The sequence below is a fragment of the Streptomyces sp. TP-A0874 genome, from assembly GCF_001748085.1.
In the GTDB taxonomy this organism is placed as follows: Bacteria; Actinomycetota; Actinomycetes; order Streptomycetales; family Streptomycetaceae; genus Streptomyces.
This window is the reverse complement of the sequence record NZ_BBZK01000007.1, coordinates 155,789-182,224: the sequence shown is the minus strand read 5'-3', so window position 1 is coordinate 182,224 and position 26,436 is coordinate 155,789. Positions and strand designations below refer to the sequence as shown.

Annotated in this window: 21 protein-coding genes and 3 tRNA genes; 3 read left to right on the top strand and 21 right to left on the bottom strand. The window is 68.8% G+C overall.

The window, feature by feature from the left end; translation table 11 throughout:
• Positions 1–2: 2 nt before the first annotated feature.
• The 15 genes from tuf to BGP73_RS12990 all read right to left on the bottom strand — a co-directional run bounded on the left by tuf (position 3) and on the right by BGP73_RS12990 (position 19,460).
• Positions 3–1,196, bottom strand: coding sequence for an elongation factor Tu (gene tuf / locus BGP73_RS13060; RefSeq protein ID WP_069814499.1), 1,194 nt, complete (start codon positions 1,194–1,196; stop codon positions 3–5).
• A 203-nt stretch (positions 1,197–1,399) separates the two neighbouring features.
• Positions 1,400–3,529, bottom strand: a complete 2,130-nt coding sequence (gene fusA / locus BGP73_RS13055) for an elongation factor G (RefSeq protein ID WP_069814498.1) — start codon at positions 3,527–3,529, stop codon at positions 1,400–1,402.
• A gap of 39 nt (positions 3,530–3,568) precedes the next feature.
• Positions 3,569–4,039, bottom strand: coding sequence for a 30S ribosomal protein S7 (gene rpsG, locus BGP73_RS13050; RefSeq protein WP_069814497.1), 471 nt, complete (start codon positions 4,037–4,039; stop codon positions 3,569–3,571).
• 2 nt (positions 4,040–4,041) lie between these two features.
• Positions 4,042–4,413 (bottom strand): 30S ribosomal protein S12, encoded by a 372-nt coding sequence (gene rpsL / locus BGP73_RS13045; RefSeq protein ID WP_003948652.1) that lies wholly within the window; start codon positions 4,411–4,413, stop codon positions 4,042–4,044.
• 657 nt (positions 4,414–5,070) lie between these two features.
• Positions 5,071–5,547, bottom strand: coding sequence for a DUF1707 and DUF4190 domain-containing protein (locus BGP73_RS13040; RefSeq protein WP_069814791.1), 477 nt, complete (start codon positions 5,545–5,547; stop codon positions 5,071–5,073).
• A gap of 297 nt (positions 5,548–5,844) precedes the next feature.
• Positions 5,845–9,765 (bottom strand): DNA-directed RNA polymerase subunit beta', encoded by a 3,921-nt coding sequence (locus tag BGP73_RS13035; protein ID WP_069814496.1) that lies wholly within the window; start codon positions 9,763–9,765, stop codon positions 5,845–5,847.
• A gap of 112 nt (positions 9,766–9,877) precedes the next feature.
• A complete protein-coding gene (gene rpoB, locus BGP73_RS13030; protein WP_069814495.1) occupies positions 9,878–13,360 on the bottom strand; it encodes a DNA-directed RNA polymerase subunit beta in 3,483 nt (1,160 codons plus the stop codon).
• 579 nt (positions 13,361–13,939) lie between these two features.
• Positions 13,940–14,326, bottom strand: a complete 387-nt coding sequence (gene rplL / locus BGP73_RS13025) for a 50S ribosomal protein L7/L12 (protein WP_069814494.1) — start codon at positions 14,324–14,326, stop codon at positions 13,940–13,942.
• Positions 14,327–14,454: 128 nt separating this feature from the next.
• Positions 14,455–15,027 carry a 50S ribosomal protein L10 gene (gene rplJ / locus BGP73_RS13020; RefSeq protein WP_069814493.1) on the bottom strand — a complete coding sequence of 191 codons (573 nt, stop codon included), beginning with the start codon at positions 15,025–15,027 and terminating at the stop codon, positions 14,455–14,457.
• Positions 15,028–15,304: 277 nt separating this feature from the next.
• On the bottom strand, positions 15,305–16,171 hold the full coding sequence (locus BGP73_RS13015) for a hypothetical protein (protein WP_069814492.1): 867 nt from the start codon (positions 16,169–16,171) through the stop codon (positions 15,305–15,307).
• 426 nt (positions 16,172–16,597) lie between these two features.
• On the bottom strand, positions 16,598–17,314 hold the full coding sequence (gene rplA, locus BGP73_RS13010; RefSeq protein WP_069814491.1) for a 50S ribosomal protein L1: 717 nt from the start codon (positions 17,312–17,314) through the stop codon (positions 16,598–16,600).
• A 77-nt stretch (positions 17,315–17,391) separates the two neighbouring features.
• On the bottom strand, positions 17,392–17,826 hold the full coding sequence (gene rplK, locus BGP73_RS13005; RefSeq protein ID WP_069814490.1) for a 50S ribosomal protein L11: 435 nt from the start codon (positions 17,824–17,826) through the stop codon (positions 17,392–17,394).
• A gap of 268 nt (positions 17,827–18,094) precedes the next feature.
• Positions 18,095–18,910, bottom strand: coding sequence for a transcription termination/antitermination protein NusG (gene nusG / locus BGP73_RS13000; protein WP_069814489.1), 816 nt, complete (start codon positions 18,908–18,910; stop codon positions 18,095–18,097).
• A gap of 80 nt (positions 18,911–18,990) precedes the next feature.
• The gene (gene secE / locus BGP73_RS12995) at positions 18,991–19,278 is read right to left on the bottom strand and encodes a preprotein translocase subunit SecE (RefSeq protein ID WP_069814488.1); all 288 of its coding nucleotides are present in this window, start codon (positions 19,276–19,278) and stop codon (positions 18,991–18,993) included.
• A gap of 109 nt (positions 19,279–19,387) precedes the next feature.
• Positions 19,388–19,460: transfer RNA gene (locus tag BGP73_RS12990), tRNA-Trp, on the bottom strand.
• A 212-nt stretch (positions 19,461–19,672) separates the two neighbouring features.
• Here BGP73_RS12990 and BGP73_RS12985 point away from each other — a divergent pair.
• Together BGP73_RS12985 and BGP73_RS12980 are read left to right on the top strand one after the other, a co-directional pair.
• Positions 19,673–20,914 (top strand): pyridoxal phosphate-dependent aminotransferase, encoded by a 1,242-nt coding sequence (locus BGP73_RS12985; protein WP_069814487.1) that lies wholly within the window; start codon positions 19,673–19,675, stop codon positions 20,912–20,914.
• A 189-nt stretch (positions 20,915–21,103) separates the two neighbouring features.
• Positions 21,104–22,183: an adenosine deaminase gene (locus tag BGP73_RS12980; RefSeq protein WP_069814486.1), complete on the top strand. Its 1,080-nt coding sequence runs from the start codon at positions 21,104–21,106 to the stop codon at positions 22,181–22,183.
• Here BGP73_RS12980 and BGP73_RS12975 read toward each other — a convergent pair.
• From BGP73_RS12975 to BGP73_RS12950, 6 genes are all read right to left on the bottom strand, one after another.
• Positions 22,173–23,228 carry a UDP-N-acetylmuramate dehydrogenase gene (locus BGP73_RS12975; protein ID WP_069814485.1) on the bottom strand — a complete coding sequence of 352 codons (1,056 nt, stop codon included), beginning with the start codon at positions 23,226–23,228 and terminating at the stop codon, positions 22,173–22,175. The genes BGP73_RS12980 and BGP73_RS12975 overlap by 11 nt on opposite strands.
• A gap of 107 nt (positions 23,229–23,335) precedes the next feature.
• Positions 23,336–23,770: a MaoC family dehydratase gene (locus BGP73_RS12970; RefSeq protein WP_069814484.1), complete on the bottom strand. Its 435-nt coding sequence runs from the start codon at positions 23,768–23,770 to the stop codon at positions 23,336–23,338.
• A 1-nt stretch (position 23,771) separates the two neighbouring features.
• The gene (locus BGP73_RS12965; RefSeq protein ID WP_069814483.1) at positions 23,772–24,224 is read right to left on the bottom strand and encodes a MaoC family dehydratase N-terminal domain-containing protein; all 453 of its coding nucleotides are present in this window, start codon (positions 24,222–24,224) and stop codon (positions 23,772–23,774) included.
• Between the two features lie 119 nt (positions 24,225–24,343).
• Positions 24,344–24,508, bottom strand: a complete 165-nt coding sequence (rpmG, locus tag BGP73_RS12960; protein ID WP_003948671.1) for a 50S ribosomal protein L33 — start codon at positions 24,506–24,508, stop codon at positions 24,344–24,346.
• A gap of 87 nt (positions 24,509–24,595) precedes the next feature.
• Positions 24,596–24,668, bottom strand: a tRNA-Met gene (locus BGP73_RS12955).
• Positions 24,669–24,716: 48 nt separating this feature from the next.
• Positions 24,717–24,789: transfer RNA gene (locus BGP73_RS12950), tRNA-Thr, on the bottom strand.
• Between the two features lie 260 nt (positions 24,790–25,049).
• Between BGP73_RS12950 and BGP73_RS12945 the strand changes: the two genes are divergently transcribed.
• Positions 25,050–26,402 (top strand): amidohydrolase family protein, encoded by a 1,353-nt coding sequence (locus BGP73_RS12945; RefSeq protein WP_069814482.1) that lies wholly within the window; start codon positions 25,050–25,052, stop codon positions 26,400–26,402.
• Positions 26,403–26,436 lie beyond the last annotated feature (34 nt).

Here is a 26,436-nt window from a genome sequence, read left to right as displayed (position 1 = left end):
GGTCACTTGTTGATCTTGGTGACCTGGCCGGCGCCCACGGTCCGACCACCCTCGCGGATGGCGAACTTCAGGCCCTCCTCCATGGCGACCGGCTGGATCAGCTCGACCGACATGGTGGTGTTGTCGCCCGGCATGACCATCTCGGTGCCCTCGGGGAGGGTCACCACGCCGGTCACGTCCGTCGTGCGGAAGTAGAACTGCGGGCGGTAGTTGTTGAAGAACGGGGTGTGGCGACCACCCTCGTCCTTCGACAGGATGTAGGCCTGGCCCTCGAACGAGGTGTGCGGGGTGACCGAGCCCGGCTTGATGATGACCTGGCCGCGCTCGACGTCCTCGCGCTTGATGCCGCGGAGCAGCAGACCGACGTTCTCACCGGCCTGACCCTCGTCCAGCAGCTTCCGGAACATCTCGATACCGGTGACCGTGGTGGTGGTCTTGTCTTCCTTGATACCGATGATGTCGACGGTCTCGTTGACCTTGAGGACACCACGCTCGATACGGCCGGTGACGACCGTACCGCGACCGGTGATGGTGAAGACGTCCTCGATCGGCATCAGGAACGGCTTGTCGGTGTCCCGCACCGGCTCCGGGATGGCCTCGTCGACCGCCGCCATGAGCTTGAGGACGGACTCGCCCCACTCCTTGTCGCCCTCGAGCGCCTTGAGCGCCGAGACCTTGACGACCGGAACCTCGTCGCCCGGGAACTCGTACTCCGAGAGGAGCTCACGGACCTCGAGCTCGACGAGCTCCATGATCTCCTCGTCGTCCACCATGTCGGCCTTGTTCAGGGCGACCACGATGTACGGAACGCCGACCTGGCGGGCCAGGAGCACGTGCTCCTTGGTCTGCGGCATCGGGCCGTCGGTGGCGGCGACCACGAGGATGGCACCGTCCATCTGGGCGGCACCGGTGATCATGTTCTTGATGTAGTCCGCGTGACCCGGGCAGTCAACGTGGGCGTAGTGACGCGACTCGGTCTGGTACTCGACGTGCGAGATCGAGATCGTGATGCCTCGCTGGCGCTCCTCCGGCGCCTTGTCGATCTTGTCGAAGGCCGAGGCCTGGTTCAGGTCCGGGTACGCGTCGTGCAGCACCTTGGTGATCGCCGCGGTAAGAGTCGTCTTACCGTGGTCGATGTGACCGATGGTGCCGATGTTGACGTGCGGCTTAGTCCGCTCGAACTTCGCCTTCGCCACTGGGGTCCTCCTGTGGACTGGTGCTGTGCCCATCCACCCTCTGCGGATGGGTTCAGATGGTCTTACCGAACCGACCAGGACCCCTAGGGGACGCCCTTGGCCGAATTCGCTGGGGCCGGCTCCCGGGGCGCCGCCGCGAACCTCACGGTTTACGGCGGAACGCCCCGATGCCTGTGCTAAGCCTAAAGGGTGCGCAGCAAGTGCTACTCGCCCCTGGCCTTCGCGATGATCTCCTCTGCGACGCTCCGCGGAACCTCGGCGTAGGAGTCGAACTGCATGGAGTAACTAGCGCGACCAGAGGTCTTGCTGCGCAGGTCACCGACATAGCCGAACATCTCCGACAGCGGCACGAGGGCCTTGACGACCCGGGCGCCACTCCGCTCCTCCATGGCGTTCACCTGGCCACGGCGGGAGTTGATGTCGCCGATGACGTCACCCATGTACTCCTCGGGCGTGGTGACGTCCACGGCCATCATCGGCTCGAGCAGAACCGGGCTGGCCTTGCGCGCACCCTCCTTGAACGCCTGCGAACCGGCGATCTTGAACGCCAGCTCGGAGGAGTCCACGTCGTGGTACGCACCGTCGAGCAGGGTGACGCGGACGCCCACCATCTCGTAGCCGGCCAGGATGCCGAACTGCATGGCCTCCTGCGCACCCGCGTCCACCGAGGGGATGTACTCCTTGGGGACCCGGCCACCGGTGATCTTGTTGACGAACTCGTACGAGGCGTCGCCGCTCTCGAGGGGCTCGATCATCAGCTGCACCTTGGCGAACTGCCCGGTGCCACCGGTCTGCTTCTTGTGCGTGTAGTCGATCCGCTCGACCGTCTTGCGGATGGTCTCGCGGTAGGCGACCTGCGGCTTGCCGACGTTGGCCTCGACCCGGAACTCGCGCTTCATGCGGTCGACCAGCACCTCGAGGTGCAGCTCGCCCATGCCGCCGATGATGGTCTGGCCGGTCTCCTCGTCCGAGTGGACCTGGAAGGAGGGGTCCTCCTCCGAGAGCCGCTGGATGGCAACGCCCAGCTTCTCCTGGTCACCCTTGGAGTTGGGCTCGATGGCGACCTCGATCACCGGCGCCGGGAAGTCCATGGACTCCAGGATCACCGGGGACTTCTCGTCGCACAGCGTCTCACCGGTGGTGGTCTGCTTCAGGCCCATGACGGCGACGATGTCGCCGGCGCCCACGCTCGGGATCTCCTCACGCTTGTTGGCGTGCATCCGGTAGATCTTGCCGATGCGCTCCTTCTTGCCCTTGACCGAGTTCAGCACCGCTGTGCCGGTCTGCAGGCGGCCGGAGTACACCCGGACGTAGGTGAGCTTGCCGAGGTGCGGGTCGCTCACGATCTTGAAGGCGAGACCGGCGAACGGCTCGTCCTCGCTGGGCTTCCGCTGGATGACCTCGTTCTCGTCCTTGACGCCGTGGCCCTCGATGGCCTCGATGTCGAGCGGCGAGGGGAGGTAGCGCACCACGGCGTCGAGCAGGGGCTGAACGCCCTTGTTCTTGAACGCGGTACCGCAGAACACCGGGGTGAAGGTGGGCTGGCCCTCGGCGACCGTGGAGGCGATGGTGGCGCGGCGGATCGCCGCCCGCAGCTGCTCCAGGGAGGGCTCCTCGCCCTCCAGGTACAGCTCCATCATCTCCTCGTCGTGCTCGGCGACGGTCTCGAGCAGCTTGCCGCGCCACTCCTCGGCGTCCGCGACCATCGACTCGGGGATGTCGACGACGTCGTACATCTCGCCCTTGGCGGCCTCGGCGGACCAGACCAGAGCCTTCATCGTCACGAGGTCGACGACGCCCTGGAAGTCGGCCTCCGCGCCGATCGGCAGCTGCATGACCAGCGGAACAGCGCCGAGGCGCTCGTCGATCATGGAGACACACCGGAGGAAGTCGGCTCCGGTGCGGTCGAGCTTGTTGACGAAGCAGATACGCGGCACGCCGTAGCGGTCCGCCTGACGCCACACCGTCTCGGACTGCGGCTCGACACCGGCGACACCGTCGAACACCGTCACGGCACCGTCGAGCACCCGCAGCGAACGCTCCACCTCGACGGTGAAGTCGACGTGGCCCGGGGTGTCGATGATGTTGATCGTGTGGTCGACATCGTCCAGCGGCCAGTGACAGGTCGTCGCGGCCGACGTGATGGTGATGCCGCGCTCCTGCTCCTGCTCCATCCAGTCCATGGTGGCGGAGCCTTCGTGAGTCTCACCGATCTTGTAGCTGACACCGGTGTAGAACAGGATCCGCTCGGTGGTGGTCGTCTTGCCCGCGTCGATGTGGGCCATGATCCCGATGTTGCGGACCTTGGCCAGGTCAAGTGAAGTGGTAGCCATAAGGCTTCAGTCTTCTCTCGGTCTCGATGTGGGTAGCGACTACCAGCGGTAGTGCGCGAAGGCCTTGTTGGACTCGGCCATCTTGTGGGTGTCCTCGCGACGCTTGACGGAGGCGCCCAGACCGTTGCTGGCGTCCAGCAGTTCGTTCATCAGCCGCTCGGTCATGGTCTTCTCGCGGCGGGCGCGGGAGTAGCCCACGAGCCAGCGCAGCGCGAGGGTGGAGGAACGGCCGGGGCGGACCTCGACCGGGACCTGGTAGGTGGCGCCGCCGACCCGGCGGGAGCGGACCTCGAGGGTCGGCTTCACGTTCTCCAGGGCACGCTTCAGGGTGATGACCGGGTCGTTGCCGGTCTTCTCCCGGAGGCCTTCCATGGCGCCGTAGACGATGCGCTCGGCGGTCGAGCGCTTGCCGTTCATCAGGACCTTGTTGATCAGGGAGGTGACAAGAGGAGAGCCGTAGACCGGGTCGATGATGACCGGGCGCTTCGGGGCGGGGCCCTTACGAGGCATGCTTACTTCTCCTTCTTGGCGCCGTAGCGGCTGCGGGCCTGCTTGCGGTTCTTGACACCCTGGGTGTCGAGCGAACCACGGATGATCTTGTAGCGAACACCCGGCAGGTCCTTCACACGGCCGCCGCGCACGAGCACGATGGAGTGCTCCTGCAGGTTGTGTCCCTCACCAGGAATGTAAGCGGTGACCTCGATCCCACTGGTCAGACGCACACGCGCGACCTTACGCAGGGCCGAGTTCGGCTTCTTCGGGGTGGTGGTGAAGACACGCGTGCAGACACCCCGGCGCTGGGGCGAACCCTCAAGTGCCGGCGTCTTGTTCTTCTCGACCTTGTCCTGCCGGCCCTTCCGGACCAGCTGCTGGATCGTAGGCACCGTTTCTCCGGTTTCTGTGTGCCGTCTCGGTAAAGCTAACCTGGGGTTCTCCCCGAGGACTCGATGAATCCCTCGACGAACCCCCGACCCACGCGGTCGGGCGTGTCGAAGGCTGCAGACCCCCGTCAGGGCAGGGAAAGCGCAGATATCGGTGTCTCGGACCGTCAGGCCTCCGGCTCCGGCACGGTCTCAAGCACGCGCAGAAGCCCAGGGACACCCCAGGCACAAGGTCAGAGCGTACCTACCGCATGGGCTGCGGTCAAAACAAATGCGCAGGCGTGGGTCACCGGAAACCCTACCCGCACGGCCCGCCTCCCGCACCGGCGCCGGCCGCCCGGACAACTACCGCCGGGCCCCCTCCGATTGACCGAAAAGGGTCGCCTCGGCCCCGCGCCGGCGGGCCGTCGTCCCCGGAACAGCGGGCACCCTGCCGCACGGTCTCAGCCCGACGGATGGGAGCCCGGGGTGTGGCCGAAGGCACGCCGGAAGACGTCGACGAACGCACTGCCCGAGGAGCAGCCGCAGCGGTGCGCCACCGCCGGCCGGAACCCACCGCGCCGCGTCTCGGGGCAGCGCCGCGCCCGAACCGGACGGCACGGGCGCTCCCGCCCAGCAGCCCGACCACCGCTGAGCGACTCTCCGCCGGTGGGCCGGGAATCAGACACCGGCGACGATCAAGGCGAGCACCATGAACGCCATTCCGGCGATCGAGAGCCAGCCGATCACCAGCCCCGCCAGGGCCATCCCGTCGCCGCTCTCCCCCGTCCGCCGGATCTCCGCCCGGGCCTTGTGCCCGAGGACCACCGCCGGGATCGCGGTGAGGCCCCAGGTCATCGGTGAGAGCACGCCGCAGACCAGCGCCGCGGTGGCCGATCCGTTGCTCCGCGGCGGCGGAGCGGGCAGGAAGGTCCGCGGCACCATCGGCGGACCGGCCATCGGCTGCGGCGGTCGCGAGAGTTCCGGAACGGGCCCCTGCGGCAGGTCCGCGACGATCGCCTGCAGCTGACCGTGCGTCTGCGCCTGGTACGCGCGCCCCAGCCGCTGCTCGTACTCGCCCTGGGAGAGTCTGCCCTCCGCGAACCCCGCCTTGAGCACATCGACCGCCCGCTCCCGGTCGGCGTGCGACGCGCGCATCATCGACATCTGCGGGTGGTGTGCATACGGCCCCCGCTGAGCCCCCAGCCCTGGATCGAACGACACCTCGACACCCTCCCCGCTTTCGGGACACCCCCATCATCACCGACGCGCGGCACGGCTGGGGAGTTCCGAACAGACCTTTCCCGCTTTTCCGGTGTCCAGGTTCACCGGCTGTTCCGCGCGGGGGCTTCCAACGGACGCGGCCGAGGCCCCGGGCAAGGCGAAGGGCGGCCTCCCCGTGGTCGGGAGGCCGCCCTCTGCGCTATCGCCCGATGAGCCCTACCGGCTCACCGGTCACTGGTTGTACGGACCGTAGTCATAGTCCTCCAGCGGAACGGCCTGGCCGGAGCCGGTGCCGAACGGCGAGTAGTCGATGTCGTCGTACCCGACGGCCGAGTACATCGCCGCCTTCGCCTCCTCGGTCGGCTCCACCCGGATGTTGCGGTAGCGGGACAGCCCCGTACCGGCCGGGATGAGCTTGCCGATGATGACGTTCTCCTTCAGGCCGATCAGGGAGTCCGACTTGGCGTTGATCGCCGCGTCGGTGAGCACCCGGGTCGTCTCCTGGAAGGACGCGGCCGACAGCCACGACTCGGTCGCCAGCGAGGCCTTGGTGATACCCATCAGCTGCGGACGGCCGGAGGCCGGGTGACCGCCCTCGGTCACCACCCGGCGGTTCTCACCCTCGAAGCGGGTGCGCTCCACCAGCTCGCCCGGCAGCAGTTCGGCGTCGCCGGACTCGATGATCGTCACCCGGCGGAGCATCTGCCGGATGATGATCTCGATGTGCTTGTCGTGGATCGACACGCCCTGCGAGTTGTAGACCTTCTGCACCTCGCCGACCAGGTGGACCTGGACGGCCCGCTGGCCGAGGATCCGCAGCACGTCGTGCGGGTTGATGGCACCCACCGTCAGCGGCTGACCGACCTCGACGTGATCGCCTTCCTGCACCAGGAGCCGGGCCCGCTTCGAGATGCCGTAGGAAGTCTCGTCGGAGCCGTCGTCCGGGGTGACGACGATCTTCTTGGTCTTCTCGGTCTCCTCGATCCGGACCCGTCCGGCCGCCTCGCTGATCGGGGCGACGCCCTTGGGCGTACGCGCCTCGAAGAGCTCGACGACACGCGGCAGACCCTGGGTGATGTCGTCACCGGCCACACCACCGGTGTGGAAGGTCCGCATGGTCAGCTGGGTACCGGGCTCACCGATCGACTGGGCGGCGATGATGCCGACCGCCTCACCGATGTCCACCAGCTTGCCGGTCGCCAGCGAGCGCCCGTAGCAGTAGGCGCAGGTGCCCACCGCCGACTCGCAGGTCAGCACCGACCGGGTCTTGACCGTCTCCACCCCGTGCTTGACGAGCTGGTCGATCAGGACGTCACCGAGGTCGACGTTGGCCGGCGCGATGACCTTGCCGTCGACGACCACGTCTTCGGCGAGCATCCGGGCGTACACGCTGGTCTCGACGTCCTCCGCCTTGCGCAGCACGCCGTCCGCGCCCTTGGAGGCGATGACCAGCTTCAGACCGCGGTCGGTGCCGCAGTCCTCCTCCCGGATGATCACGTCCTGCGAGACGTCCACCAGACGACGGGTGAGGTAACCCGAGTCGGCGGTGCGGAGCGCGGTGTCCGCCAGACCCTTGCGGGCGCCGTGGGTGGAGATGAAGTACTCCAGCACCGACAGGCCCTCGCGGAACGACGCCTTGATCGGCCGCGGGATGGTCTCGTTCTTGGCGTTGGACACCAGGCCGCGCATACCGGCGATCTGGCGCATCTGCATCATGTTTCCGCGCGCACCCGAGTCGACCATCATGAAGATGGGGTTCGTCTTCGGGAAGTTCACGTTCATGGCCTCGGAGACCTCGTTGGAGGCCTTCGTCCAGATCGCGATGAGTTCCTGGGTGCGCTCGTCCTTGGTGATCAGACCGCGCTCGTACTGCTTCTGGACCTTCTCGTCCAGCGCCTCGTAGTTGGCGATCACGGCCTTCTTGGCCTCGGGGACCACGATGTCGGAGATCGCCACGGTGACACCGGAGCGGGTGGCCCAGTAGAAGCCGGCCGCCTTCAGGTTGTCCAGCGTCGCCGCCACGGTGACCTTCGGGTAGCGCTCGGCCAGATCGTTGACGATCTGGGAGAGCTGCTTCTTGCCCACCGTGTAGTCGACGAACGGGTAGTCCTCCGGCAGCAGCTCGTTGAAGAGCGCCCGGCCCAGCGTGGTCTGCAGCCGGAAGCTGTCGCCCAGCTGCCAGTCCGTACCGGCGCCGGCCTCCTCGGCCGCCGCCTCGTCCGGGGCCCGCGGGGTCCAGCCGCGCGGCGGCACGGTGCCGATCGGGAAGCGAACGTCGATCTTCGCCTGGAGCGAGAGCTCCCGGGCGTCGAAGGCCATGATCGCCTCGGCGGTGGAGCCGAAGGACCGGCCCTCCCCGATGACCTCCCGCTCGTCCCCGTCGGTGGTGAGGAAGAACAGCCCCAGCACCATGTCCTGGGTGGGCATGGTCACCGGTCGACCGTCGGCCGGCTTGAGGATGTTGTTCGAGGACAGCATCAGGATGCGGGCCTCGGCCTGCGCCTCCGCGGACAGCGGCAGGTGCACCGCCATCTGGTCACCGTCGAAGTCCGCGTTGAACGCGGTGCAGACGAGCGGGTGGATCTGGATCGCCTTGCCTTCGACCAGCTGCGGTTCGAAGGCCTGGATACCCAGCCGGTGCAGCGTCGGCGCCCGGTTGAGCAGCACCGGGTGCTCGGCGATGACCTCTTCCAGCACGTCGTAGACGACCGTGCGGCCGCGCTCGACCATCCGCTTGGCCGACTTGATGTTCTGCGCGTGGTTCAGGTCGACCAGGCGCTTCATCACGAACGGCTTGAACAGCTCCAGGGCCATGGCCTTGGGCAGACCGCACTGGTGCAGCTTGAGCTGCGGACCGACGACGATCACCGAACGGGCGGAGTAGTCGACCCGCTTGCCCAGCAGGTTCTGCCGGAAGCGGCCCTGCTTGCCCTTGAGCATGTCGGACAGCGACTTCAGCGGACGGTTGCCCGGTCCGGTGACCGGACGGCCGCGGCGGCCGTTGTCGAACAGCGCGTCGACGGCCTCCTGCAGCATCCGCTTCTCGTTGTTCACGATGATCTCGGGAGCCCCGAGGTCGAGCAGCCGCTTGAGCCGGTTGTTCCGGTTGATCACCCGGCGGTAGAGGTCGTTGAGGTCGGAGGTCGCGAACCGGCCACCGTCCAGCTGCACCATCGGCCGCAGGTCCGGCGGGATCACCGGCACGCAGTCGAGCACCATGCCCTTGGGGCTGTTCCGGGTCTGCAGGAAGGCGGACACGACCTTGAGGCGCTTCAGCGCCCGGGTCTTCTTCTGCCCCTTGCCGGTCCGGATGACCTCGCGGAGCCGCTCGGCCTCCTCGTCCAGGTCGAAGGTCTCCAGCCGCTTCTGCAGCGCGGCGGCACCCATCGAACCGTCGAAGTAGGTGCCGAAGCGGTCCCGCAGCTCGCGGTAGAGCAGCTCGTCGCCCTCGAGGTCCTGGACCTTGAGGTTCTTGAAGCGGTTCCACACCTCGTCGAGGCGGTCGATCTCGCGCTGCGCGCGGTCGCGCAGCTGCTTCATCTCCCGCTCGGCGCCCTCGCGCACCTTGCGGCGCGCGTCGGCCTTGGCGCCCTCGGCCTCCAGCTCGGCCAGGTCGGCCTCGAGCTTCTTGGCCCGGGCCTCCAGGTCGGCGTCGCGCCGCTGCTCGATCTGCTGCCGCTCGACGGAGACGTGGGCCTCCAGCGAGGGCAGGTCGCGGGTGCGGCGCTCCTCGTCGACATAGGTGATCATGTACGCCGCGAAGTAGATGACCTTCTCCAGGTCCTTCGGGGCGAGGTCGAGCAGGTAGCCCAGGCGCGACGGGACGCCCTTGAAGTACCAGATGTGGGTGACGGGGGCGGCCAGCTCGATGTGGCCCATCCGCTCCCGGCGCACCTTGGCGCGGGTCACCTCGACACCGCAGCGCTCACAGATGATGCCCTTGAAGCGGACGCGCTTGTACTTCCCGCAGTAGCACTCCCAGTCCCGGGTCGGACCGAAGATCTTCTCGCAGAAGAGCCCGTCCTTTTCCGGCTTGAGGGTGCGGTAGTTGATGGTTTCCGGCTTCTTGACCTCGCCGTGGCTCCACTGGCGGATGTCGTCAGCGGTGGCGAGGCCGATCCGCAGCTCGTCGAAGAAGTTGACGTCGAGCACTTGTCGTCAATCCCTCTTTCAGGGTCGTGCCCTCTCGCAGTGCGGAAGGCGCAGTATCCGGTCTGGGGGTCCAGGGATGGCCGGCCCTCCCGAAGGGGGGCCGGCCGACCCGTCAGACCTCTTCGACGCTGCTCGGCTCCCGCCGCGACAGGTCGATACCGAGCTCCTCCGCTGCGCGGAAGACGTCCTCGTCGGTGTCACGCATCTCGATGGACATACCGTCCGAGGACAGCACCTCCACGTTGAGGCAGAGCGACTGCATCTCCTTGATGAGCACCTTGAAGGACTCGGGGATGCCGGGCTCGGGGATGTTCTCGCCCTTGACGATGGCCTCGTAGACCTTCACGCGGCCGGTGACGTCGTCGGACTTGATGGTCAGCAGCTCCTGGAGGGCGTAGGCGGCACCGTATGCCTCCAGCGCCCACACCTCCATCTCCCCGAACCGCTGGCCACCGAACTGGGCCTTACCACCCAGCGGCTGCTGGGTGATCATCGAGTACGGACCGGTGGACCTGGCGTGGAGCTTGTCGTCGACCAGGTGGTGGAGCTTGAGGATGTACATGTAGCCGACCGAGATCGGCTCCGGGAACGGCTCGCCGGAACGGCCGTCGAACAGGTGCGCCTTACCGGAGGACTGCACCATCCGGTCACCGTCGCGGTTCGGGATGGTCGCCTCGAAGAGGCCGGCGATCTCGTCCTCCCGGGCACCGTCGAACACCGGGGTGGCGACGTTGGTGCCGGGCGCGACCTCGTCAGCGCCGATGGTCTTCAGGCGCTTCATCCACTCGCTGTCGCCCTCGACCTTCCAGCCCTGGGAGGCGAGCCAGCCCAGGTGGATCTCCAGCACCTGGCCCGGGTTCATCCGGGACGGGACGCCGAGCGGGTTGAGGATGATGTCGACCGGGGTGCCGTCCTCCAGGAACGGCATGTCCTCGACCGGCAGGATCTTCGAGATGACGCCCTTGTTGCCGTGACGGCCGGCGAGCTTGTCACCGTCGGTGATCTTGCGCTTCTGGGCGACGTAGACGCGGACCAGCTGGTTGACGCCGGGCGGCAGCTCGTCGCCCTCCTCGCGGTCGAAGACGCGGACGCCGATGACCTTGCCGGTCTCGCCATGCGGCACCTTCAGCGAGGTGTCACGGACCTCGCGCGCCTTCTCGCCGAAGATCGCGCGGAGCAGCCGCTCCTCGGGGGTCAGCTCGGTCTCACCCTTGGGGGTGACCTTGCCGACCAGGATGTCACCGGCGACGACCTCGGCACCGATCCGGATGATGCCGCGCTCGTCGAGGTCGGCGAGGACCTCCTCGGAGACGTTCGGGATGTCCCGGGTGATCTCCTCGGGGCCGAGCTTGGTGTCCCGGGCGTCGACCTCGTGCTCCTCGATGTGGATCGAGGAGAGGACGTCGTCCTGGACCAGCCGCTGGCTGAGGATGATCGCGTCCTCGTAGTTGTGGCCCTCCCACGGCATGAACGCCACCAGGAGGTTCTTGCCGAGCGCCATCTCACCCTGGTCGGTGGACGGCCCGTCGGCCAGCACCTGGCCCTCGACGACCCGGGCGCCCTCGTCGACGACCACCTTCTGGTTGAAGGAGGTGCCCTGGTTGGAGCGGGAGAACTTCGCCACCCGGTAGGTGGTGTACGTGCCGTCGTCGTTGGCGACGGTGACGTAGTCGGCGGAGATCTCCTGGACCACGCCCGGCTTCTCGGCCTTGATCACGTCGCCGGCGTCGACCGCGCAGCGGTACTCCATGCCCGTGCCGACCAGCGGGGACTCCGCCTTCAGCAGCGGCACCGCCTGGCGCATCATGTTCGACCCCATGAGCGCGCGGTTGGCGTCGTCGTGCTCCAGGAAGGGGATCATGGCCGTGGCCACCGACACCATCTGGCGCGGCGAGACGTCCATGTAGTCGACCTCGCTGCCCGGGATGTAGTCGACCTCGCCGCCGCGGCGGCGGACCAGGACCCGGTTCTCGGCGAAGTGCAGGTCGTCGGTGAGCGGGGCGTTGGCCTGCGCGATGACGAAGCGGTCCTCTTCGTCGGCCGTCAGGTAGTCGACCTCGTCGGTGACGATGCCGTCCCGGACCCGGCGGTAGGGGGTCTCGACGAACCCGAAGGCGTTGACCCGGCCGTAGGAGGCGAGTGAACCGATCAGACCGATGTTCGGGCCTTCCGGCGTCTCGATCGGGCACATCCGGCCGTAGTGCGAGGGGTGCACGTCACGGACCTCGAAGCCAGCCCGCTCACGGGAGAGACCACCCGGACCGAGCGCCGACAGCCGGCGCTTGTGGGTGAGCCCGGAGAGCGGGTTCGTCTGGTCCATGAACTGGGACAGCTGGCTGGTGCCGAAGAACTCCTTGATGGAGGCGACGACCGGCCGGATGTTGATCAGGGTCTGCGGCGTGATCGCCTCGACGTCCTGGGTGGTCATCCGCTCCCGGACGACCCGCTCCATACGCGCCAGACCGGTACGGACCTGGTTCTGGATCAGCTCGCCGACGTTCCGCAGGCGGCGGTTGCCGAAGTGGTCGATGTCATCGGTCTCGACGACGATCGTCTGGCCGTCGGAGCTGACCGTCTCGCTCTCCCCGGCGTGCAGCTTGACCAGGTACTTGATGGTGGCGATGACGTCGGCGGTGGTGAGCACGCCGGAGTCCAGCGGCTCCTCGCCGCCGAGCTTCTTGTTCAGCTTGTAGCGGCCGACCTTGGCCAGGTCGTAGCGCTTGGGGTTGAAGTAGAGGTTCTCCAGCAGGGTCTGCGCCGCCTCACGGGTGGGCGGCTCGCCCGGGCGCAGCTTGCGGTAGATGTCGAGCAGCGCGTCGTCCTGGCCCTGGGTGTGGTCCTTCTCCAGGGTGGCCCGCATGGACTCGTACTCGCCGAACTCCTCGAGGATCTGCTCGGTGGTCCAGCCGAGCGCCTTGAGCAGGACGGTGACGGACTGCTTGCGCTTGCGGTCGATGCGGACGCCGACCATGTCGCGCTTGTCGATCTCGAGCTCCAGCCAGGCACCCCGGGACGGGATGATCTTGGCGGAGAAGATGTCCTTGTCGGACGTCTTGTCGATGGAGCTGTCGAAGTAGACGCCGGGCGAGCGGACCAGCTGCGAGACGACGACCCGCTCGGTGCCGTTGATGCAGAAGGTGCCCTTGTCGGTCATGAGCGGGAAGTCGCCCATGAAGACCGTCTGGGACTTGATCTCGCCGGTCTCGTTGTTGGTGAACTCGGCGGTGACGAAGAGCGGGGCGGCGTACGTGAAGTCGCGCTCCTTGCACTCGTCGATGGAGTTCTTCGGCGGCTCGAAGCGGTGGTCGCGGAAGGTCAGGGACATCGACCCGGAGAAGTCCTCGATCGGGGAGATCTCTTCGAAGATCTCCTCAAGACCGGACTTCGTGGGGACGTCCTGCCCACTGTCCAGGGCCGATTCGACACGAGCCTTCCAGGCGGCGTTGCCGAGCAGCCAGTCGAAGCTCTCGGTCTGCAGCGCAAGGAGGTTCGGAACCTCGAGGGGCTCCTTGATCTTCGCGAAGGAGATGCGCAGCGGGGCGGTGCTGGCGCCGTTGTTCGTATTGGCGGTCGAGGCGTTGCGCGAGGCGGCCAAGAGGGGGTCCTTCCGAGGGCTCGGACTCACTACGCGCGTACCGGTCCCGCTTCCACACAGAGCCGGGAAACCCCCCAGGTCAAGGAGGCTTCTTCAGCAGTGCACGGAGGCGGGCATGCCCCTGGTGACGGGCAGAGGGCAGCTAACAGGCAGCGCAAAGGGTCAGTGTAGCCCCTTGGCACACTGATGTCCAGAGCAGTTATCCGGAGACCGGCGCAGTACCAATCTCTCCCTCCGGGAGGCGCTGTTTCGGTGGCAGCGCCTCGTTGTTCTTTCTGCAACGCCTGGCGAAAGACTTCCCGCTTCGCCCTCGATCCATGCATCCGATCCCGGATCGTTTGTGAGGACGCGTCCTGAGAATCGCTTGCCGTCTGCCGTACGTCAAGGCCCCCACGCTGCCGACCTCGTCAACCGGACGCATGACCGGAGCAGCGAAGATCACCATACCCACCCGCGCCGACAGGGCAAGGCAGCCGTGTCGGCCGGCCCGGGAACGACGAGGGGCGATCACCCGTTCAGGTGATCGCCCCTCCTCAGAGGGTACGAGACCCCCCGATCGCGCCGGTGCGGCGCTGACGCTTACTTGACCTCGACGGAGGCGCCGGCGCCCTTGAGGGCCTCGGCAGCCTTGTCCGCGGCCTCCTTGGCGACCTTCTCGAGGACCGGCTTCGGGGTGCCGTCGACGAGGTCCTTGGCCTCCTTCAGACCCAGCGAGGTCAGCTCACGCACGACCTTGATGACCTGGATCTTCTTGTCGCCGGCGCCGGTGAGGATGACGTCGAACTCGTCCTGCTCGGGCTCCTCGGCAGCGGCGGGAGCGCCGGGGACACCCGCGGCCACGGCGGCGACCGGGGCGGCGGCCTCGACGTCGAACTTCTCCTCGAAGGCCTTCACGAACTCGGAGAGCTCGATCAGGGTCATCTCGCTGAACTGCTCGAGCAGGTCTTCCTGGGACAGCTTCGCCATGATGGCGTCCTTCCTTGATGCGGCTGGTGCCGGATGTACATTTCGGCGGGCGTACGGGCCCGCTGCGACCGTGGGGACGCGAGGTCACACGCGGATGCGTGCCACACCCCGGAGGGCGTGGGGGCTGACTACTCGGCCGCCTCGGCCTCGGCGGGAGCCGGCGTACCGGCACCGCCCTGCTCGCGCTTGTCCCGGAGCGCGTCCGCGGTGCGGACGAACTTCGAGAGCGGGGCCTGGAAGGTCGCCGCGGCCTTCGCCATGGACGCCTTCATGCCACCGGCCAGCTTGGCGAGCAGCACCTCGCGGGACTCGAGGTCCGCGAGCTTCTTAAAATCGTCCGCCGACAGCGCCTTGCCGTCGAGGACACCGCCCTTGATGACCAGGGCGGGGTTGTCCTTGGCGAAGTCCCGCAGGCCCTTCGCCGCCGCGACCGGGTCCCCGGTCACGAAGGCGACCGCCGACGATCCCTGGAACAGGTCGTCGAGCTGGTTGATCCCGGCCTCATTGGCCGCGATCTTGGTCAGCGTGTTCTTCACCACACGGTACTGAGTGTTCTCACCGAGCGAACGGCGCAGCTCCTTGAGCTGTGCCACGGTGAGACCGGTGTACGCGGTCACGACGGCGGCGTTGGAGTTGCGGAACTTCTCCGTCATCTCCTCAACAGCGGCGATCTTGTCGGGTGCTACCTGCTCCCTCGCCATGAGCCTCGGCCTCCTTCCGGTTGATCAGGACCGCTCGGAAGGGGCTGCAGACAACGAAACGCCCCGGGCGCAGGCGCACGGGGCGATACTCGACCGGACACAACCGTCCGGGAGCTCATCCGATCACCTGCGCGGGTCGTCCGCCGTACGCGGAACCTTCGGCCGCTGCGCTCCCTTTCGGAGCACCTCGGCGACCAGCGGTCTTTGGCTTCTCGCGAAGATTACGCGAACGGAGCCACTCCCGGCAAATCCGCCCGGCGCCGAAGCCGCGGCCCCCTCAGGAGGCGGCTCCGCCCTCGTCGAACACCCCGAGCAGAAGGGTGTCGAGAGGCTTCGACAACTGCTTCCAGTCGAGGATCTCGTCCGGGGAGGGTTCCTCCGCGTCGAAGTGGATGCCGGGGTTCAAGTACGCCAGTTGGCAGTCGAACCAGACCGGCGTGGCGTCCAGCCGAAGCGAGATCCGCTTCGGGTGCTGGTCCTCGTCGACCCACATCTCGATGAGCAGCTTGTCCCCGCCCGGCCGCGCACTCCCGCCGGTGAGCGCCACCCGCTCCGCGGGAGTGCCCACGGCCGCACGCTCGATCGGCGTGAACATGTGCGCGGCCTCCGCGCGGCCGAGCACCTCTTCCAACGCCAGCCGGCCCTTGTATCGCTGGGTCGGCACGTCGTCGAGGGACTCGGCACCGAGGTGCCTCAGATCCGGCGCGTCGGCCAGCAACGCCAGGTACTTCGTCGGGTCCTGGCCGGCGCCCGCCAGCCAGCGGACCACCCCGGAGTTCAACCGGGCCCCCGCGGGCCGATCCGCCAGCGCCGGGAGGTCCGCCCGCAGCCACTCCCTGCCCTTCAGCGCATCCACCTCCGAGTCGCGGCCGTTCACCAGAACCACGCCGTCCCGCCAGACCATGCGGGTGGAGCCCGCTTGAACCAAGGTGTCCGACTCGGGCTCTGCGAGAAACGGCCCGTCGACCCTGACCTCGGCGACGTACGGATCCCATCTCGTGGCTCCCGAGGTCAACGTCCCCTCTTCGTTGACCGTGAGATTCATCTGGAAAGTGGCGGATCCGGACTTCCGCACCACCCCCTGCACGGCCTTCAACTCCTGGACGGCCTCGTCCCGGCTCTGGAGTCGTTCTTTCGGAGCCACGCTCCCCCGACTGCTCTCCTCCGCTTGCCGCGCTTCCCCAACCGGCGACCGCCCGCACCCCGCCGCCGCGCCGGAGAGCAGGACGACCGCGAGTACCGCACCCGCCGTACGCAGGGCTCCTCCCCGTCTGCCCCGGTCCCGCACGGCGCCATCGGTTCTTCCGGCCATATCCCCACCCCTGATGCACCTGACTGCACATCGACAATGTCTGTGAAGATTAGCGCGAAAACGATCACACGTCGCACCAGAATTCATCACACTTCCTACCCGAAACCTGCTGCCCCCCGGGTGGCCGGGGGCAGCGAGCGGAAGACCGCCCTCGGGCAGAGCGAAAACGGCGACGGGCCCCGCACACCCGGCAAGGCGGGGTGTGCGGGGCCCGTCGGATTCGCGTGCGCGTCTCCGGCCGCCGTGTGCGGGTACGGCTCAGACCGCGGGCTCCTCCGTGAGGAGGTTGCGGGTGCGGCTGGCGTCCATCTGGATGCCGGGGCCCATCGTGGTGGTCAGGACCGCCTTCCTGATGTAACGGCCCTTGGCGGCGGACGGCTTGAGCCGGAGGATCTCGTCCAGCGCGGCGCCGTAGTTCTCCACCAGCTTGGTCTCGTCGAAGGAGACCTTGCCGATGATGAAGTGGAGGTTCGAGTGCTTGTCCACCCGGAACTCGATCTTGCCGCCCTTGATGTCGGTGACGGCCTTGGCCACGTCAGGGGTGACGGTGCCGGTCTTCGGGTTGGGCATCAGGCCGCGGGGGCCGAGCACCCGGCCGAGCCGACCGACCTTGCCCATCAGGTCCGGCGTCGCGACGACCGCGTCGAAGTCGAGACGGCCCTTGGAGACCTCGTCGATGAGCTCGTCGGCGCCGACGATGTCGGCGCCCGCGGCCTCCGCGGCCGCAGCACGGTCACCGGTCGCGAAGACCAGGACCCGGGCGGTCTTGCCGGTGCCGTGCGGGAGGTTCACGGTGCCGCGGACCATCTGGTCGGCCTTGCGGGGGTCGACGCCCAACCGCATGGCGACCTCGACGGTCGCGTCGAACTTCGTGGCGGAGGTCTTCTTGGCCAGACGGACGGCTTCGAGCGGGGCGTAGGCGTGCCCCGCCTCGATCTTCGCGTCCGCAGCCCGGAGGGACTTGCTGCGCTTCACTGCTGCTCCTCGGATTCTGTGGAGTCGTGGTGCGGACCGCGCCGGTCCTCCCACGGGTGGTGCTGAGCGGGTGGCTGTCAGCCCTCGACCGTGACGCCCATGGAACGCGCGGTGCCGGCGATGATCTTCTCGGCGGCCGCCACGTCGTTGGCGTTGAGGTCGGGCATCTTGGTGGTGGCGATCTCACGCACCTGGTCGCGGGTGATCTTGGCGACCTTGTTGACGTGCGGCTCGCCGGATCCCTTGTCCACCCCGGCGGCCTTGAGGATCAGCTTCGCGGCCGGCGGCGTCTTGGTGACGAAGGTGAAGGAACGGTCCTCGTAGACCGTGATCTCCACCGGCACGACCATGCCGCGCTGCGACTCGGTCGCGGCGTTGTAGGCCTTGCAGAACTCCATGATGTTGACGCCGTGCTGGCCCAGCGCCGGGCCGACGGGCGGAGCCGGGTTGGCGGCACCGGCCTGGATCTGGAGCTTGATCAGCCCCGCGACCTTCTTCTTCTTGGGAGGCATTGCTCTCTCCGGGTCCTAGTGAGAGGTTCTCGCCCCCAGTCCGGCATCCGGCTGGAGGCATACCGCACAACGATAACGGGTATGGCTGCGCGACTGGAAACCGGGAGGTCAGCGCGGGCCCGAAGCCCGTTCCGACCGACCGGCGCGAACACCGCGGGAGCCGGGGCCCGACCGGATCTCTCCGGTATCGGCCCCGGCTCCCGCGGAACGCTCGCTGCTGCCGTATCGGGCAACGACGCCCCGACGGGCGAACGCTGCCCGGTACGCGTCAGTTCTTCTGGATCTGGTCGAAGCTCAGCTCGACCGGGGTCTCGCGACCGAAGATCTCGACGAGCCCCTTGACCTTCTTGGAGTCGGCGTTGATCTCGTTGATGGTCGCCTGGAGCGTCGCGAACGGGCCGTCCGTGACCGTGACCGAGTCCCCGACCTCGAAGTCCAGCACCTGGACCTCGACCTTACGGCTGGGCACCGGCACGCCCGCCTCCTCGGCGGCGGCCTTCGCGGCCTTCTCCTCCGCCTCCGGGGCGAGCATCTTGACGATCTCGTCCAGGGTCAGCGGGTAGGGGTCGTAGGCGTTGCCGACGAATCCGGTGACACCCGGGGTGTTGCGGACGGCGCCCCAGGACTCGTTCGTCAGGTCCATCCGGACCAGCACGTACCCGGGCAGCTTGTTCTGCCGGACGGTGCGGCGGTCGCCGTTCTTGATCTGGACGACCTCTTCCTGCGGCACCTCGGCCTGGAAGATGTACTCCTCGACGTTGAGCGAGACCGCCCGCTGTTCGAGGTTGGTCTTCACGCGGTTCTCGTAGCCCGCGTAGGTGTGGATGACGTACCACTCGCCCGGGAGGGCCCGCAGCTCGCGGCGGAGCTCCTCGACCGGGTCGACCTCCGGAGCCTCGGCCTCGGCGGCCTCCTCCTCCGGCTCACCACCGGACTCGGCGGTCTCCGCCGCCACTTCGGCGGCGTCGACGTCGGCCACGCTGGAGCCGGCCGTCTCCGGTGCAGCCTCGGCAGCGTCGGCCGTCGCCGCAGCCTCTTCGCCCTCACGGGGCTCGATGGCGTCGTTCAGGTTCGGGTCAGACACGGTGGCTGCTCTTCTTCCTGGCTTCAAGGGGTTGAACCATGCGGAGGCGTGTATCGCCCGACGGACGGCCCCCGCGGGGGTCAGCCGAAGACGTACTTGACGACCTGGCCGAACCCATAGTCAATCACGGTCACGAGACAGATCATGATGACAACGAAGATGATCACCACTGTGGTGTAGGTCACCAGCTTGCTGCGCGTGGGCCAGACGACTTTCCGCAGCTCCGCGACGATCTGCCGGTAGAAGAGCCCGAGCCGACCCAACGGACCCTTCTTTCCACGCCTGCCACCGCGACGGGGCTTCTTCGCCCCCTCGTCCTCCGGACGACCACTTTCAGGCGTCGCGGTGGAGCCGATGGCTTCCGTCACTCGTCCTCACCTGATCCGGGTCGTGGCCGTGCCGCGCCCGGTCGAGCCGCACGGCGGTGCGTTGTCTTTGCATGCAATGGTGTACACGCCCTGGTAAGGACATGTGCAGCAGGGCCGGAGGGACTCGAACCCACAACCGCTGGTTTTGGAGACCAGTGCTCTTCCAATTGAGCTACGACCCTTCGTGACTCACCCCAACCTACCGCATTCGTCCGCGAGCACGGAGTGCGCAGCCCGGTGCGGCTGGTGAAAGCCAACGACGGTTGAGTGTACGTGCTCGCAGGCCCCGCGTCGAACACGAACCTCTCCTCCCGGCCGGTGCCGCGCCCCTCGCACCCGTCTCGTACCCCGGTATGGTGTGCGCTTCCCCGGAACGGTCTGGGACGATGCGCCCATGAGCGCTGCAACCTCCTCTTCCCCACGCGACCGACGGGTCTCGGCCCGGGTCGGTGCCATCTCCGAGTCCGCGACCCTCGCCGTCGACGCCAAGGCCAAGGCCCTCAAGGCTGCGGGGCGCCCGGTGATCGGCTTCGGCGCCGGAGAGCCCGACTTCCCGACCCCCGGCTACATCGTGGACGCGGCGGTCGAGGCCTGCCGCAACCCCCGGTACCACCGCTACACCCCGGCCGGCGGGCTCCCCGAGCTGCGGTCCGCCATCGCGGCGAAGACGCTGCGCGACTCCGGCTACGAGGTCGCCGCCTCCCAGGTGCTGATCACCAACGGCGGCAAGCAGGCCATCTACGAGGCGTTCGCCGCAATGCTCGACCCCGGTGACGAGGTCCTCCTGCCGACCCCCTACTGGACGACGTACCCGGAGTCGATCCGGCTGGCCGGCGGGGTGCCGGTGGACGTGGTCGCCGACGAGACGAGCGGTTACCGGGTCTCCGTCGAGCAGTTGGAGGCGGCCCGCACCGAGCGGACCAAGGTCCTGCTGTTCAACTCGCCGTCCAACCCCACGGGCGCCGTCTACCCGCGTGAGCAGGTCGAGGCGATCGGCCGCTGGGCCGCCGAGCACGGTCTCTGGGTGCTGACCGACGAGATCTACGAGCACCTGCTGTACGGCGAGGCCGCCACCGCGGGCGCCGCCTCGCTGCCGGCGCTGGTTCCGGAACTGCGCGAGCGGTGCGTCGTGGTCAACGGGGTGGCGAAGACCTACGCCATGACCGGCTGGCGGGTCGGCTGGATCATCGGGCCGGAGGACCTGGTGAAGGCCGCGACCAACCTCCAGTCGCACGCCACCTCCAACGTGGCCAACGTCTCCCAGGCGGCGGCCCTCGCGGCCGTCTCCGGCGACCTGACAGCGGTGGCCGAGATGCGCGAGGCCTTCGACCGGCGGCGCCGGACCATCGTCCGGATGCTGAACGAGATCGACGGCGTGGAGTGCCCCGTGCCGGAGGGCGCCTTCTACGCCTACCCCTCCGTGAAGGGGCTGCTCGGCAAGGAGATCCGGGGCCGGCGCCCGAGCTCCTCGGTGGAGCTGGCCGAGATCATCCTGGAGGAGGCCGAGGTGGCGGTCGTCCCCGGCGAGGCCTTCGGCACCCCGGGGTACCTGCGGCTCTCCTACGCGCTCGGCGACGAGGACCTCGCCGAGGGCGTCTCCCGGATCCAGAAGCTGCTGGAGGAGGCCCGGGACTGACCCAGGCACCCACCGCGGGGTGAGATGGAACACAGCGGGGCTCCCGGGATGTTTCCGGGGGCCCCGTTGCCCGTGCCGCCGCACCGGCGGAGCCAAGCCGGAGCCGCTGTTTCGCACAGTTCTGCGAGGCAGTCTCCGTTCGGGAAACCCCACTACCGGGCCGGGCCGCCGATACGGCAAGATCCTGGAATGTCGTTGTCTACCGGGGAGGCCCCCCGCTCGTCCGCCCGTGATGTCCGTCTGCTGCCCAAGGCGCACCTGCATCTCCACTTCACCGGCTCGATGCGGCCCAGCACGCTGCTGGAGCTCGCCGACAAGTACGGTGTGCACCTGCCCCAGGCACTGAGCGGCGGCGCCCCTCCGCAACTGCGCGCCACCGACGAGCGGGGCTGGTTCCGCTTCCAGCGGCTCTACGACATCGCGCGCTCCTGCCTGCGCTCCCCGGAGGACATCCGGCGCCTGGTCCGGGAGGCCGCGCAGGAGGACGCCGCCGACGGGTCGGGGTGGCTGGAGATCCAGGTCGACCCCACCTCGTACGCGCCGCGGTTGGGCGGGCTCATCCCCACCATGGAGATCATCCTGGACGCGGTGGACGAGGCCGCCCGCGAGACCGGGGTCGGGATGCGGGTGCTGGTCGCGGCGAACCGGATGAAGCACCCACTGGAGGCTCGTACGCTGGCGCGGCTGGCGGTGCGGTACGCCGACCGCGGGGTGGTGGGCTTCGGCCTGTCCAACGACGAACGGCGCGGGTTCGCCCGGGACTTCGACCGGGCTTTCGCCATCGCCCGGAACGGCGGCCTGCTGGCGGCGCCGCACGGCGGCGAGCTCTCCGGACCCGGCAGCGTGTGGGACTGCCTGGACGACCTCCACGCGGGGCGGGTGGGGCACGGTGTGCGTGCGGCGGAGGACCCGCGGCTGCTGGCCCGGCTCGCCGAGCGCGGGGTGACGTGCGAGGTCTGTCCGGCCTCGAACGTGGCGCTGGGGGTCTACGAGAAGGCCGAGGACGTACCGCTGCGGACGTTGTACGAGGCCGGGGTGCCGATGGCGCTGGGTGCGGACGACCCGCTGCTGTTCGGCTCCCGGCTCGCCGACCAGTACGAACTGGTCCGCTCCGCGCACGGTTTCTCCGACAGCGAACTGGCCGAACTGGGCCGGCAGTCGGTGCGGGGCTCGCGCGCCCCCCTGGAGGTGCGGGAGCGGCTGCTGGAGGGCATCGACGCCTGGCTCGCGGGGCCGGAGAGCGGCCCGGCGGCCGGTCTCAGAGGCTGACCCCGACCGTCACCGGCTCGTTGACCAGCGTCACGCCGAAGGCCTCCTGCACGCCGTCGCGGACCTCTCGGGCCAGCGCCAGGAGGTCCTCGGTGGTGGCCCTGCCCCGGTTGGTGAGGGCCAGCGTGTGCTTGGTGGAGATCCTGGCCGGGCCGGCGCCGTAGCCCTTGCGGTAGCCCGCCTTGTCGATGAGCCAGGCGGCGGAGGTCTTCACCAGCCCCTCGCCGGCCGGGTAGGCGGGGGGCGCGGTGTCGGCGCCGAGCCGTTCGGCCACCCGCCGCAGGAACGCCTCGTGCTCGGCGCTGGTGAGCACCGGATTGGTGAAGAACGAGCCGGCCGACCAGGTGTCGTGGTCCTCCGGGTCGAGCACCATGCCCTTGCCGGCCCGGAGTTTCAGGACGGTCTCCCGGGCCTCGGCGGCCGGTACCCGGTCCCCCGGCGCCACACCGAGCGCACGGGCCGTCTCGGCGTAGCGAAGCGGGGCGGAGAGACCGCCGGCGTCCTCCAACGCGAAACGGACCCGGAGCACCACGTAGCGCTCCGGGTCCGTCTTGAACCGGCTGCTGCGGTAGGAGAACCCGCACTCCGCGCCCGCCAGGGTGACCTGCTCCCCGGACTTCCGGTCCAGGGCCAGGACCTCGGTGATGGTGGCGGAGACTTCCTGGCCGTAGGCGCCGACGTTCTGGATCGGGGTGGCACCCGCCGAGCCGGGGATGCCGGCGAGGCACTCGACACCGGCCAGCCCCGCCTCCACCGTCCGGGCGACCGCATCGGACCAGTTCTCGCCGGCGGCGAGCTCCAGACGGGTCCCGTCGAGGTCGAAGCCGGTGGTGGCGATGCGCAGAGCGGTCCCCTCGAAGCCCTTGTCGGCGATGACGAGGTTGCTACCGCCGCCGATGATCAGCAGCGGGGTGCCGTGGGCGTCGGCTTCCCGTACGGCGGCCACCACCTCCTCGTCGGTGGTCGCGGTCAGCAGTCGGGTGGCCGGACCGCCGAGGCGGAAGGTGGTCAGCGGGGCGAGGGGCGCGTCGTGGGTTTCCTGCACGGCCCAAGCCTAAGGGGCCGGGGGCCGCCGCCTGGCTAGGCGGCCGCCGGTCGCCCTCCCCGAGGACCGCGTGGACCACGGGTGGCCGGGTCTTCGGGCTGCGGGAGTCAGGCGAGCCGGACCACGGCCCGGGACATGCCCAGCACCTTCTGCCCGGCGCTGGTCGCGACCAGGTCCACCCGGACGGTGCGTTCCTCGTCGTCGAGCTTGGCGGCGACCTTGCCGGTGACCTCGATCACGGCTCCCGCCTCGTCGTTCGGCACCACGACGGGCTTGGTGAACCGCACCCCGTACTGGAGGACGGCCCCGGGGTCGCCCACCCAGTCAGTCACCACCCGGATCGCCTCCGCCATGGTGAACATGCCGTGGGCGATCACGTCGGGCAGGCCGACCCGCTTGGCGAAGCTCTCGTTCCAGTGGATCGGGTTGAAGTCACCGGAGGCTCCGGCGTACCGGACGAGTGTCTCGCGGGTCACCGGGAAGGACCGGGCGGGCAGTTCCGCGCCGACCTCGACATCCGCGTAGGAGATCTCCGCCGCCATCTCAGCCCTCCTCCGGAGCGCGCGCCACCAGCATGGTGTGCGCGGTCACCACGTGCTCGCCGTTCTCGTCGTGCACTTCACCGCGTACCGACATCACGTCGTTGCCCGCCATGGACTTGATCGACTCGATGGACGAGGTCACCGAGAGCCGGTCCCCGGCCCGGACCGGGCGGGAGTAGACGAACTTCTGGTCGCCGTGCACCACCCGGCTGTAGTCCAGCCCCAACTGGGGATCCTCGATCACCTGTCCGGCAGCCTTGAAGGTGATCGCGAAGACGAAGGTGGGCGGGGCGATCACATCCGGGTAGCCCAGCGCTGTGGCGGCCTCCGGATCGGTGTAGACCGGGTTCGGGTCGCCGATCGCCTCGGCGAACTCGCGGATCTTCTCCCGACCGACCTCGTAAGGCCGGGTGGGCGGATAGCTCCTGCCGACGAAGGACTGGTCCAGCGCCATCGGTCCGACACCTTTCGCTGCTGAAGTGAACGGTGCACGCGTGGATACCGCCGCACGGGTGCACGGGACAACAGGAGGCCGCCCCCGGAATCGGGGACGGCCTCACAGTGAATCTCGAATCAGCGCGTCTCGCGGTGCGCGGTGTGCGCATTGCAGCGCGGGCAGTGCTTCTTCATCTCCAGGCGGTCCGGGTTGTTCCGCCGGTTCTTCTTGGTGATGTAGTTCCGCTCCTTGCACTCCACGCAGGCCAGCGTGATCTTCGGGCGGACGTCTGTGGCAGCCACGTGAGTGCTCCTTGACGAACGGATGACAGATGAACGCAGAAAGGAGTAGCCGACCGAAGGACAGACCTCACAATCGGCTACTGTCAGTAGCGGTGACCGGACTTGAACCGGTGACACAGCGATTATGAGCCGCTTGCTCTACCGACTGAGCTACACCGCTTTGATGCGTGCCCGGCCCGCCTGGAAAGACGAGCCGATCGCACATCAGAGCCCCAATACGGAATCGAACCGTAGACCTTCTCCTTACCATGGAGACGCTCTGCCGACTGAGCTATTGGGGCGAGCGGGGACGACATTACACGCTGAGCCGCCGAACGTGAAATCCGTATCCCGTCCGTCAGCCCCTCCCCCGATGTGCCCGGGCAGAGCCTCCGCCGACCTTCCCGGTACGACTATTCCGCTCCTCCGGGAAGCCGCCTCCGCTCCCCCATAGGCTCACCACACCGCTTCGTGATCTTGCGGGTGCGCACGGCGGTTCCACGCACCGAGCCGCGGAGCGTACTTCCTGGACCGCTGACCGCCAGATCCCCCCAGGAGCGCGATGCCCGACAGCCTGCCGCAGCCCCCCGGGCACGAGGGCGCCTCTCCCCGGTCCGACGCCCTGCTGCTCTGCAACGCCCGGCTGGTCGACGGCCGCACGGTGGACGTGCGCCTCAGCGGGGGCCGGATCGAGGCCGTCGGCACCGCCGGCAGCCTGGCGCGGGGCAGCGCGCCCCCGGCCACCGGAGCCCGTCCCCCGGCAGCCGACGCCCCCGGCGGATCCACCACCGCCGCGCTCCCGCCGGCCGGACCGGGCGCGAGGCTGGACCTCACCGGTCATCTGCTGCTGCCCGCCCCGGCCGAGCCCCACGCCCACGGCGACACCGCGTTCACCGCGGAGGCCGGCCCGCTCCGCCACACACCCGCGGAGGTCCGACGCCGGGTCGCCCAGTCCGCCCTGCTGCAACTCAGCCACGGGGTGACGGCCGTGCGCAGCCACGTCCGGATGGGCGACCTGCGGGGGCTGGCCTCGTTGGAGGCCGCACTCGAAGCCGGACGCGCGCTGCGCGGCCTCACCGACCTCTCGGTGGTCGCGCTGCCGAGGCTGCTCACCGGGGTCGCCGGGGCCGACGCCCTGGCGATGCTCCGCGACGCCGTGAAGATGGGTGCGGCCGTCATCGGCGGCTGCCCGGACGTCGACCCCGACCCCACCGGCTACGTCGAAGCCGTCCTCGACCTCGCGGCCGAGTACGGCTGCCCGGTCGACCTCCACACCGACGGGGACGATCCGGCCCGGCTGGCCCGACTGGCGGCGATGGCGGGAAGCCTGCGCCCGTCGGTGACCATCGGCCCCTGCACCGGGCCGGCGCTCTTCCCCCACCAGACCGCGGCCCGCACGGCCGACCGGCTGGCGGCCGCCGGCGTGACCGTGGTCTGCCTGCCGCAGGGACGCTGCACGGCGATGGAGGGCGACCGGCTACCGCCCGCCGGGACCTGCCTCCCGCCGGTCCGGCTGCTGCGGTCGGCCGGGGTGCGGGTGGTGGCCGGCAGCGGGGCGCTGCGGGACGCGGCCAACCCGGTCGGGCGGGGCGATCCACTGGAGGCCGCCTATCTCCTCGCCGCCCAGTCGGGGGAACGGCCGGTGGACGCCTACGCGGCGGTCAGCAGCGGGGCGCGGGCGGCGATGGGACTACCCGAGGTACGGGTGGAGGCCGGCTTTCCCGCGGAGCTCCTGGCCGTCCGCGGCGAACAGCTCGCGGGGGTGCTCTCGCTCGGCTACAGCCGGGTCGTGGTGCACGACGGGCGCGTGGTGAGCCGCACCAGCGCGGTCCGCGAGTACTGCGACCCCACTCTGCTCCGCACCCCGGACCTTCCGCGGCAGGGCCGCTCGGCGGCCGACGACCAGCGGCCCTGAGGGCGTCAGCGCGCCGGACCCGCGGCCCGCCCCG

What these genes read in the sequence shown, in the direction of transcription:
- rplK (WP_069814490.1), bottom strand. Translation starts at nt 17,826, where the DNA reads ATGCCTCCCAAGAAGAAGAAGGTCGCGGGGCTGATCAAGCTCCAGATC.
- BGP73_RS12970 (WP_069814484.1), bottom strand. Translation starts at nt 23,770, where the DNA reads ATGGCGGCGGAGATCTCCTACGCGGATGTCGAGGTCGGCGCGGAACTG.
- fusA (WP_069814498.1), bottom strand. Translation starts at nt 3,529, where the DNA reads ATGGCTACCACTTCACTTGACCTGGCCAAGGTCCGCAACATCGGGATC.
- BGP73_RS13040 (WP_069814791.1), bottom strand. Translation starts at nt 5,547, where the DNA reads ATGCGCGCGTCGCACGCCGACCGGGAGCGGGCGGTCGATGTGCTCAAG.
- rpsG (WP_069814497.1), bottom strand. Translation starts at nt 4,039, where the DNA reads ATGCCTCGTAAGGGCCCCGCCCCGAAGCGCCCGGTCATCATCGACCCG.
- rplL (WP_069814494.1), bottom strand. Translation starts at nt 14,326, where the DNA reads ATGGCGAAGCTGTCCCAGGAAGACCTGCTCGAGCAGTTCAGCGAGATG.
- rplJ (WP_069814493.1), bottom strand. Translation starts at nt 15,027, where the DNA reads ATGGCGAGGGAGCAGGTAGCACCCGACAAGATCGCCGCTGTTGAGGAG.
- BGP73_RS12985 (WP_069814487.1), top strand. Translation starts at nt 19,673, where the DNA reads ATGAGCGCTGCAACCTCCTCTTCCCCACGCGACCGACGGGTCTCGGCC.
- BGP73_RS12980 (WP_069814486.1), top strand. Translation starts at nt 21,104, where the DNA reads ATGTCGTTGTCTACCGGGGAGGCCCCCCGCTCGTCCGCCCGTGATGTC.
- BGP73_RS12965 (WP_069814483.1), bottom strand. Translation starts at nt 24,224, where the DNA reads ATGGCGCTGGACCAGTCCTTCGTCGGCAGGAGCTATCCGCCCACCCGG.
- BGP73_RS12945 (WP_069814482.1), top strand. Translation starts at nt 25,050, where the DNA reads ATGCCCGACAGCCTGCCGCAGCCCCCCGGGCACGAGGGCGCCTCTCCC.